General features: G+C 45.2%; 7 protein-coding genes. 6 read left to right on the top strand and 1 reads right to left on the bottom strand.

Annotated elements, in window-relative coordinates; all coding sequences use genetic code 11:
* Positions 1-102: 102 nt before the first annotated feature.
* The gene (locus ACR65M_RS08055; protein WP_440273061.1) at positions 103-1659 is read right to left on the bottom strand and encodes an ATP-binding protein; all 1557 of its coding nucleotides are present in this window, start codon (positions 1657-1659) and stop codon (positions 103-105) included.
* Positions 1660-2105: 446 nt separating this feature from the next.
* On the opposite strand from ACR65M_RS08055, the gene ACR65M_RS08050 reads away from it, so the two are divergent.
* The 6 genes from ACR65M_RS08050 (at position 2106) to ACR65M_RS08025 (ending at position 9828) form a co-directional block, all read left to right on the top strand.
* The gene (locus ACR65M_RS08050) at positions 2106-3719 is read left to right on the top strand and encodes a DUF2334 domain-containing protein (RefSeq protein ID WP_440273060.1); all 1614 of its coding nucleotides are present in this window, start codon (positions 2106-2108) and stop codon (positions 3717-3719) included.
* Positions 3716-5470: a DUF2334 domain-containing protein gene (locus ACR65M_RS08045; RefSeq protein WP_440273059.1), complete on the top strand. Its 1755-nt coding sequence runs from the start codon at positions 3716-3718 to the stop codon at positions 5468-5470. Before ACR65M_RS08050 ends, ACR65M_RS08045 begins: the two co-directional genes overlap by 4 nt.
* Positions 5463-6827: a glycosyltransferase family 2 protein gene (locus ACR65M_RS08040; protein ID WP_121445530.1), complete on the top strand. Its 1365-nt coding sequence runs from the start codon at positions 5463-5465 to the stop codon at positions 6825-6827. Before ACR65M_RS08045 ends, ACR65M_RS08040 begins: the two co-directional genes overlap by 8 nt.
* 4 nt (positions 6828-6831) lie before the next feature.
* Positions 6832-7896, top strand: a complete 1065-nt coding sequence (locus ACR65M_RS08035; RefSeq protein WP_440273058.1) for a hypothetical protein — start codon at positions 6832-6834, stop codon at positions 7894-7896.
* A gap of 425 nt (positions 7897-8321) precedes the next feature.
* Positions 8322-8951, top strand: a complete 630-nt coding sequence (gene folE, locus ACR65M_RS08030) for a GTP cyclohydrolase I FolE (protein WP_440273057.1) — start codon at positions 8322-8324, stop codon at positions 8949-8951.
* A gap of 106 nt (positions 8952-9057) precedes the next feature.
* Positions 9058-9828 (top strand): SDR family oxidoreductase, encoded by a 771-nt coding sequence (locus ACR65M_RS08025; RefSeq protein WP_440273056.1) that lies wholly within the window; start codon positions 9058-9060, stop codon positions 9826-9828.
* Positions 9829-9872: the final 44 nt, after the last annotated feature.

The following is a 9872-nucleotide window of genomic DNA, read 5'->3' as shown; positions in this document are numbered from 1 at the left end:
TCTCCGTTAAACAGTCTAACCAAATTAACCTACGGGATTACGACAAGGGGCTAGTTTCGTTCATGTTAACTTGTCCCACGAACAGAAGCGATTTATGAAAAACTACTCCGCAGCAACCCCAGTAAACAAATAGTCATTCAATGCCAGCTGCAGCGTGCCTTTCGAATCGGCGATATCCGAAATACTGACGTCCAACGCAATCATCTTTTTCACAATTTCGGCGCGGATGCCAGTGAGGACTGTTTGGCAACCCATCATTTTAACGCCCTCAATCAGCTTCATAAATCGAAAAATGACTTCATCCTCCATAAACGCGACCCCGGATAGGTCCATGATTAGCGTGCGAATATGTTCATTTTCAATGCTAGCTAATATTTTATCTTCAATTGTCAGGATCCGTATTTTATCAATTCCTCCAATTAGCGGAATGATATGCGTTTCCTGGTTGATAGGGATAATCGGCACAGACAGATTTTCAACAAGCTGTCTCTGCGACTCAAGTAGTTCGTCCTTGAACCTTGAATAACTGATGAAAAAGTGTGTAAAGAAGTAGTCCAATAGAACGTTTACCCTTTTTTCAAGTGAGAAGAAGTCTTCTCGGTTGGTTTCAATATTGGATAATAGATCATAATTGTACAGAAAGTCCCATAGTGTACGCCGAATGGCTTGGACCCACTCAAGCTTAAACGCAACTGTCAGTGAATTTTTTGCCCAGGCGACACCTTCTTGTTTTGCGAAAGTAATCAACTCATGCTGGCGCTCTTCAACGATAAAGACTACGAGTTTGTGCGCGTTCTCGAGAAGATTGATGTCCCCGATTCTATGAATATCTTGAATTTTATCCTTCACGTTGATGGCTTCTTCAAGTAGTTTTTCTTCAAAATGTCCTTTGTTTGCTAGGAAATACTCTTTAATGGAATCTTTGTATACAACGTCCAATTTTCGTACACCCCGATTTATCGTATTGTGATGCCTTGGTAGTTTGATTGTAAAAGTTGTTCCTACGTTTTCTTTGCTTTTGACCGAAATATCACCGCCATGCTGGTATACTACGGAGAATACTTGAGCGAGTCCCATCCCTGTTCCGGCGTCCTTTGTTGAAAAAAACGGCGTTCCGAGTAGATTCATTTTTTCCTTCGGGATACCGACACCCGAATCTTGAATAATGACCATGACATCCTTTTCGTCAGCACGGTGTGTAATTGAAATGTTTCCCGACCCCTCAATGGATTCAATTGCATTTTTTATCAGGTTAAAAAAGGCTTTCTTAAACTGATTTTTCTTGCCAACGATCGTTGCGTCTGTACTTTGGAAGTCCGTCACAATCTCAATTTCATATAATTTATCTAAAAATAGGGTTAGAATGGATTCCAACTCTGTAGCAAGATGGATTGATTGCGCGTCCTCGTCCTCCAAATCAGGCTTGGACACCTGAAGCAAATTGTTCAAGGTGACAAGCGCATTATCGAGTTCACTCTGCGCAATATCGAGATAAGCATGCTCCTCCTCCTGCTGAAGAAGTTGCAAAAATCCTTTCACGGCTGTCAATGGGTTTCGCACCTCATGGGCAATCCCCGCCGCAATTTGGCCAACCGAAGCCAACTGACTTAAATGAGAATCCCTCCTTTGCTCCTCATTTTTCACTTCATTTAAAACCATAAAAAGAGTGCCCCCCAAAACTAAAAATCTTTAATATTATTAAACTTTTTAAATATTTCATAAAAAGTTTACTCATAAAACATTCGGTACCGCAACGAAAAAGGGTGGAAAACCATACCATTTCAAGCAAAATACTACAAAAGTAGTACGGCAAAAATGGGACGGAGGGACAGGTCCCTTGTCCCAAGCACGGTCCCGGGACAAGGGACCTGTCCCTGTGACCCACATCCCCTGTCCCAAAAAATTCTTTTTTGAGAACATGTACATTATGATACTAAATTAGAAAGAGGGGTCATAAATTTACTTACATGAGTATTTTTTCATTCAGCGAAAGGTCCATTTTCGTCTGTGTAGGAGGAAAGGAAGGGAGGCCAGCCATGGAGGCCTTCCAACGCCCAACCTGTATGAGTACTCGTTATAGGACGCAATAAATGTGAGGTAATGGTATGAATCAACAAACCTACATTAATTGGAAAATCATCATGAGCATTGCCCTAATCATTGGTCTCGTTTATGCACCAACATCGAAAGCGGCTGCGAAAGATCCGAAAGTGCTGGTCATTTTCTCATCGCAAACCAACCAAGTCGATGAGCATCAGCGCCTTCTGGACATGCTGATAAGCCACTTTACAGAAGACATTTCATTCAAAAATAGCAGCGAGGTTGGGGCCGGGGATATGAAGGGTGTGACCCATCTTTTTTACTATGGACAAACGCAGGAACAGCTGCCACCCAAGGTTATCGACATCATGGCCACATTCAACGGCACGATCATGTCAATAGGTCTCAATATCGAACAGCAACAAGCAATTTTTCCGTTTATAAAAGCGAGTAAAACCAAGATGTATACTGAGGAACTCTATCTTCCAGAAGAAAATAAGACTATTAAAGTTGACCCGACCACCATCATCCAAATAGAATCCACCGCCAAAACTCTAATCGAAGCGAAACAATCCAACCAATCCTACCCACTCCTAGTCAATAAGGAAAATAAATATTATTACGCGACAAATAATTTGTTTCCGCCTATCTCCAATTTCTTAGCTGAGGCCTTGCATGAAGTATTCAACATGGAACACCGAGCGCCAACCCAGGTTTATCTGAGACTAGAGGACGTCAATCCAGCCTCAGATTCGAACCAGCTGATGGAGATTGCGAAAATTCTTAAGCGACGCGACATTCCGTATATGGTGTCGGTCACCCCGGTCTATCTCGATCGGGAAACGGACGAGGAGTACTACATCAAGGATGCGCCAGATGTTCGCGCGGCCCTCAAATACATGCAGGACAATGGGGGCAGCATCATTCTTCACGGGTACACAGACCAATACGAAAATACGAAAACCGGTGATGGCTTCGAGTTTTGGGATGCAACACGAAATTCGCCAATTGTTCAAAATGAACAACAATACATCGACAATCGAATCCAACAGGGGCTCCAGGATCTTGTTGAGTATGAGCTTTACCCACTTGCATTCGAGGCACCACATTATGCGATGAGCCAAGCGGGTTATGAAACATTGTCTGAACACTTTTCAACGATTATCGGTCAGGTTCAGCTGACAGACAAAGACTGGCGCATCATGACCGAGTCGCCATACATCACGAAGCCGACCTATCTTCATGGCATGAAGCTTTTGCCTGAGACGATTCGCTACGTGCGCTATGAGGATCCGCAGTCAATTCAGGAAATGAAGTCCCGCATTCATGATTTTACAACTGTTCGAGATGGCGTCATTGGCGGCTTTTATCATCCGTTCTTGGGGGCACGTGGACTTATTGAGATCTTAGAAGAATTTGAAAAAATACCAGGTGTCCAGTGGATTGACTTGAAAAAATTGAAGAACACAGTGAAGGCAGATGGGATCTGGATTGAATCGAATAACGGCAAAGTAGATTGGGACTTCGACCGTGATTCATTCGCCGACGAGACAGTGATTCCTCTATCCCTAACTGAATTATTCCATTTATTTCGCGATAATACACTTTGGGTACTAATGGGGGCCGCGATTACACTTTTCGTTGCAGTTGCCTCCCTAAAAAGAGGTGAATCGACATGAAAATCATTCCACTACTACTCGCCGTATTACTAATCTGGGACATAGGGACAGGTCCAGCATCCCACAGGGCATTCGCCCAGGATGGGGATAAGGGACCTGTCCCCGTTACCCAGAACCAGGATGCCACATCATCCCACCGGGTGTTGGTGGTATTTTCGTCTCAGACGGGGGAGATGACGGATCAGCAGCGGGTGCTGGATCTTCTTATCGGGCATTTTACAGATGACATAACGTTTAAAAATACGAAAGTGGTACAACCCGAGGATCTCACGAACGTTACACACCTCTTTTATCACGGGCAGGTCAAGGAAACACTGCCGGATAATTTTAAAAATGCACTCACGAATTTTAACGGAACTCTCGTTGCCATCGGCTACAACTCTGAACAGCTTGCGGACCGATTTTCTTTTATGAAGGTCGAAGGAGATGTGTCGGTTTCGAAAATTACGAATGAAACGGACTCCATCAATATTTTTCCGCAGACCATTTCGCAGGTGACAGCGGAGGGCGCAACAACAATTGTGAGAGCAAGTCATGGTGCAGGAAATGAATATCCGTTGTTTCTTAGGAGAAATGAATCGTACTACTATGCTGCACCGATTATCGAGTATACAAAGGCGATTTTCCTTGGAGATGCGCTTCATACGGTCTTTGAGGATGAGCATGCCCGCATTCGCCCGGGCTATATCCGGCTAGAAGACATTCACCCAATGGCGGACCCAAAAAAGGTCATGGAAATCGCGGAGATTTTAAAAGAAAAGCAGATTCCGTATATGGTAGCGGTCATCCCGGTTTATACCAATCCGGATACGGAAAAAGAGTACCATTTTTCAGACTCTCCTAATCTATTAAAAGCGCTCAAATATATGCAAAACAATGGTGGCAGCATTGTGCTCCATGGTTACACCCATCAATTCAATGCAAAAGAGACAGGGGAAGGCTTTGAGTTTTGGGATGTCAATAACAATATGCCAATTTACCATAGGGCAAATGAAGATGCCGTAAAAAAAACGCGCCGTGATTTCGCGACTGATGCTGAATATGAGGCATTCCGAAAAAGACAGCTCGAATTCGAGAGAGATTATATAGAAGAAAAAATTCAGCGCGGGATTGATGAGCTCGTGAATTACGGTTTGTTCCCACTTGCGTTTGAAGCGCCGCACTACACGATGTCGCAAAACGGATACAACGTTTTGTCGGACTACTTTTCAACATACGTCGGTCAAGTCCAGCTCAGTGACGAGAACTGGGAGGTGATGGGGACTGCGCCAGCTGAGACGACGCCAAGTATCTTTAACGGCATGTCCTTGCTGCCTGAAACAATAGGCTTCGTCGACCCTAAGGACCCGAACGCAATTGAAACGATGATCAAGGAAGCGCAACGCTACTCGGTTATGCGCGACGGCTTTGTTGCTGGATTTTACCATCCGTACCTCGGGGTGGAGGGCTTTGAAATGCTTTTAGCCGAACTTGAAAAAATTCCGAATGTCGAGTGGATTGACTTGAAGGAGAGGGTCAATACAGTTCGCTCCGAGAATGTCACGATTGAGTCTGGGGAGGGTCTCGTCAAAGTCGACATCAGTTATAGGGGTCTGTTTGAATCGTCGCCTAGCTATCTGTTATATCGAGTCAAGGACCTTGCGCAACATTTAACATGGGTGTTGGTTGGAGCGGGTGCGCTCGCTGTTGTTCTATTTACACTATATGGACTATTTTTACGATGGAAATGGAGGAGGGGGTATTATGGCTGACACATTTATGTATATTTCCCTCTTTTTGATTTGGTCGATGCTGTTTTACCATATGTTCCTGATGCAGGGTGGATACCTCCACTCGGTCAAGTATCGCAAAAAGGCGCGCGAATGGGAGAAAAATCGCACCCCGTTCCCGAGGGTGAGCATTCTCATTCCGGCGCACAACGAAGAGGTTGTCATCCGCGACACACTCGAGTCGATGTGCTCATTACGTTATCCGCTCGATCGGCTTGAAGTGATTGTGATTAACGATAATTCAAGTGACCGAACTGGCGAAATTGTTGACGAGTTCACGCGGAATTATGATTTTATAAAAGCCATCCACACGAAGCCACCGTTTGGTGGGAAAGGGAAATCGGCCGCACTGAACATCGGTTTTGCACAAGCTACTGGTGACATTATTTGTGTCTATGATGCAGACAATACCCCAGAACCAGATGCGATCTACTGGCACGCGATTGCGTTAATGAATGATTCTCAAGCAGGTGCGAGTGTTGGAAAATTTCGGGTCATCAATGCGGGGAAAAACCTTCTAACACGATTAATCAACATCGAGACGCTCACATTCCAGTGGCTCGCCCAAGCTGGAAGATGGTATTGGTTTAAAATGACGACCATCCCGGGGACGAATTTTGCAATCAGAAGATCGATTCTCGAGGAGCTTGGCGGCTGGGATGAAAAGGCGTTGTCAGAGGATACCGAACTCAGTTTTCGTGTCTACAACCTCGGCTATTACATCCGCTTTTTCCCAGAGGCAGTCACCTGGGAACAGGAACCTGAGACGTTACGGGTCTGGTGGCGACAACGCACACGTTGGGCACGCGGCAATCTGTACGTCATCGCAAAATACATGCTCCGCTTTTTTAAGCTCAAAAATAAAAAAGTCGGTGTCGATCTGTTTTACTTTTTCTTTACGTATCTATTATTCTTCGGCGGCGTCATGGTGTCACATGTCATTTTTATTATGAATCTATTTGTTGATTTGAACCTAACGATTGGGTACGTATCGTACGCCTTGTTGATACTTGGATTTTTGCTGTTCGTAACCGAGGGCATTCTCACCCTCAGCATGGAAAAAGACCAACTCAATACGAAAACATTTTTCACCGTCATCCTAATGTACTTCACCTACTCCCAGCTCTGGATTCTCCTCGTCGCCTACTCAACCTTCTTGGAACTAAAGAGAATCCTTCTCCGCCAAGAAGTGAAATGGTACAAAACAAAGAGATTCGCAGGGGCAGGAGCTGTGGCGGGTGGCTCATCCGGGGCTGCTGTCGGCTCGCGGGACACAGGGACAGGTCCCGCGTCCCAGAAAACTTTGAAGGAAGAGGTTAAAGGTGAAAGTTCAGGTTAAAGGGGTGAGAATATTCGCTGCACTACTCATTATTGTCATTGTTATCGGCATCGCTTTATTATTTTGGAATAATAAATCCTCGACACCAACACAAACCTTTATTGAAAAATGGCTGACGAACCCGAACGGAACAATTGCGACTTACGTCCTCCCAGACGATGAGTTCGACACCGACCTTGCAAAAGGAAGAGAGGCGCTGTCAGAGTCCCTCGGGCTCTGGATGCAATACGCAATCGTAGTTGATAATCGAAAGCTCTTCGAAAAAGCACACCAGACTTTGATTGCTTATTTTATGGAGGAAGATGGGTTTGTTTATTGGAAGCTCAACGAATTGGGGACGAGTCAGGTCTATACAAATGCGCTTGTGGACGACTTGAGAATCATGGAAGCTTTATTTCAAGCTCAGAGAAAATGGGGCGGGAACTATGGAGTGACCGCTGTGAAAATCGGCGAGTTTTGGAACACCCAGTCCCAGGTTGCCTTTTTAACGGATTATTATGATATACAGTATGGATATAGCGGGGAAACGTTAAGTTTGTCCTATATTGACCCGGTTGCGATTGAGTCAATGTGGGAGCGGGGACTGCTCGATGCGGAAAAGGCTCAACGGACGATTGGAATTTTACGAAAGGCACCTATGAAGGGTGGATTTTATCCAAAATCGTACGGGGCTAGCGGCTATCGTTTCACGGACGAAGTTCATATGGTCGATCAAGGACTGGCAGCCTATCACCAAGCTAAGCTTGGGATTGTGTCGGAAGATTTTTTGGCGTTTGTAAAAAAGGAAATATCAGAGGCAGGCGTGGTTTACGGGCGGTACAAATTGGGGAATGGTCAGCCTACTGTCGAGTATGAATCTCCATCAGTTTACGGATTTTTGTTGATGTATAGTGTGGAAATAGGGGAACAAGAGTTAGCGGAGAAGATTTATCGTCGGATGATCGCGTTCAGAAATGATGAGAAGGATAGTCCGTATTACGGTGGCTATTCGGTGGACAAGAGCGGGAACACGCATGTGTTTGACAATCTCGTGCCAATGTTGGCGGAGCAGGTGTATTTGGGGAGGTAAGGGAGATTTTTCAGGTGAAAACTGGGCTGTACAGCAGGTTGAATTGGTTTTGAGATTGGGTTTCGCGGACAAATTGACTTCAGGCTTAGTTGGATTTGTCTATGAGAGTGGGCTCAAGGACGAAAATTAGCTTTGTTTTGCAGGAAATGTCTTTGAGATTGGACTTCTAAGACGAAACGGTACCGGGTTTTACGAGAAATGTCTTAGAGACTAGGTCTCAAAGACAAAACGAACCCGGGTTTCTCAGAATATGTCTCAGAGACTGAAATACCCAAACGGCCAAGTCTAGGTTAAAACCAAAACCCAAATTACTTCTTTTAACCAACCTCTCCGTTAGGCAATTAGTCCTTTCGTAGGAAGGAAATCGAGCCCGAAAGGAGAACTACTAGTTTATTAATGCTTATCGACGAAAAGAGGTTCGACACATGTCAATAACAGATGCTGAAAGAAACATAATTGAAAAATTTCCTCGTATATTTGAAGGGAAGCCAGAAAAAATCAAACAAGCTCAGCAAGTCACGGATGGGCTAAAAGGGTTAATCGAACTATGTGGGGACGACCCGACACGTGACGGGCTCATCGAAACGCCGCAGAGGGTACTCAAAGCATTTCTCGAATACACCGAAGGTTATCAAGAAGATCCTAAGGAACATCTAAAAAAAGTATTTGATGTTGCACACCGAGAGCTTGTGCTCGTAAAAAATATCGAGTTCCACTCCATGTGTGAGCATCATTTTGCACCATTCTTTGGTGTCGCGCATGTTGGCTACATCCCAGACTATAAGGTAACCGGACTTTCCAAGATTGGAAGAATGGTAGAAGGCTACGCGAAACGGTTTCAGGTTCAAGAAACACTGACAAATCAAATCGCAGATGCCATCGAAGAAATCCTTCAGCCGCAGGGCACCATGGTGGTTATTGAAGCGAAGCACATGTGCATGTGTGGGCGCGGAATCAGAAAAACAAACTCCGAAACCACAACAACAGCCGTCAGAGGCCAATTCGAGCAGCGTTCAGACGCACGCCTCGAACTCCTAACACTATTAAATCGATAAGGGACAAGTGGCTCACAAGGTGCCTCGCTCACAACGAGTCGCGGAGATCCTTGACTCACCGTGAGTCACGGGGACAGGTCCCATCCTAGAAAGGCAGGTGAGATTGGTGAGACATGTGGTTATTACAGCGGGAACGAAGGGGTTAGGCAGAAAAGTAACGGAGGAATTTTTGAAAATGGGTTGCTCTGTGACAGTAAATTACAGGAGTGACGTGGCTCGTGTCGAAGAGTTGAAAAAAGAATGGAAGCCTTTTTTAGAATGCATTCAATTCGTTCAAGGTGACGTCACGAAAAAGGAGGACATCACCAACATCTTCAACAAAGCAATGGACCGCTTTGGCCGAATTGATTACCTCATCAACAACGCTGGACCGTATATTTTTGAACGGAAGAAATTAGTAGATTACGAGGATCACGAGTGGAATGAGATGATTGACGGCAATTTGAGTTCGGTGTTTCATTTTCTCAAACTGACGATTCCTGTGATGCGGAAGCAGCAATTCGGTAGAATTATCACCTATGGCTTTCAGGATGCCGAGAACTCGCCTGGCTGGATGTATCGAGCGGCCTTCAGTGCTGCAAAGGTTGGCCTTGTTTCGCTCACTAAATCAATCGCCCTTGAGGAAGCCGAGTACGGAATTACTGCAAATATGGTGTGCCCGGGAGACATCACTGGCGATATGAAAGAAGCTACTATTACCACTGCCCGTCAACGAATAGACCCACAAACCCCAATCGGCCGTCCTGGCACAGGCGAAGATATTGCCAGAATCATAGCCTTTCTCTGCGAGGAAAACTCAGACTTTATTACCGGTAGTGTCATCTCGGCATCGGGCGGAGTGAATGTTGTAAATAAAATAAAGGGTCAGGTCCGTTGACCATCTGGACTAAGGACAAGGGACCCGTCCCTGTGTCCCACTAG

It is taken from the genome of Ferdinandcohnia sp. SAFN-114 (assembly GCF_059415045.1).
The sequence above is the reverse complement of the archived record's forward strand: the minus strand, read 5'-3'. Positions and strand labels throughout refer to the sequence as shown.

Coding starts and splice junctions, on each gene's coding strand:
- ACR65M_RS08050 (WP_440273060.1), top strand. CDS start 2,106: ATGAATCAACAAACCTACATTAATTGGAAAATCATCATGAGCATTGCC.
- ACR65M_RS08040 (WP_121445530.1), top strand. CDS start 5,463: ATGGCTGACACATTTATGTATATTTCCCTCTTTTTGATTTGGTCGATG.
- folE (WP_440273057.1), top strand. CDS start 8,322: ATGTCAATAACAGATGCTGAAAGAAACATAATTGAAAAATTTCCTCGT.
- ACR65M_RS08045 (WP_440273059.1), top strand. CDS start 3,716: ATGAAAATCATTCCACTACTACTCGCCGTATTACTAATCTGGGACATA.
- ACR65M_RS08055 (WP_440273061.1), bottom strand. CDS start 1,659: ATGGTTTTAAATGAAGTGAAAAATGAGGAGCAAAGGAGGGATTCTCAT.